1 protein-coding gene is annotated in these 679 nt (G+C 37.0%); it reads left to right on the top strand.

All coding sequences use genetic code 11. The features are described 5' to 3' along the window. Positions 1-51 precede the first annotated feature (51 nt). Positions 52-679: transposase (locus VB264_RS25055; RefSeq protein WP_323254149.1), on the top strand; the 628-nt coding region annotated here is incomplete at its 3' end.

The following is a 679-nucleotide window of genomic DNA, read 5'->3' as shown; positions in this document are numbered from 1 at the left end:
AGACTCTATGTCCACAGCCCAGATGCTGATTATCAAGCTAAACTTGCTTATATGAGAACAACTCTTGAAACAGCCGATATTGACAAGGCTGTATTTCTATGTATTGACCAACTCACCATTTATGCTCATCCTAGTGTGAGTTGTGCCTATGGGAAACAACAACCTTTGGCTAAACAAGGATGGCAGAGTAATAAAACTATGCGTGTTATGGGTGCTTTAAACTTACTTACTGGGAAAGTAGACTACTTTATCCGAAACAAAATAAGTGTTGCTACTATCTATTGTTTTTATCAAGAATTGGTCAATACATATCCCAACAAGCAAATTTATATCATACTTGACAACTGGCCTATGCACTATCATCCCGACCTATTGGTAGCTTTACAAACACAAGATTGCCCATTTAAACATCGTGTCCCTGCTTCTTGGAAGGACTTAAAACCTACTAAGAAGTACGCCAATAAAAACTTACCAATCAAATTATTACCTTTGCCAACCTATGCCTCGTGGTTGAATGTTATTGAGAAACTTTGGAAAAAGCTTAAACAAGAACTCTTGCACATGCACCCTTATAAAGACCAATTCGAACAACTCAAACAACATGTAAAAACGTGGCTTGATAAATATACTACACATGAAAACCATGATGACCTTCGAAAATATGTAGGATTGTTCAACC

Source organism: Arcicella aquatica, from assembly GCF_034928825.1.
GTDB lineage: Bacteria > Bacteroidota > Bacteroidia > Cytophagales > Spirosomataceae > Arcicella > Arcicella aquatica.
The sequence above is the reverse complement of the archived record's forward strand: the minus strand, read 5'-3'. Positions and strand labels throughout refer to the sequence as shown.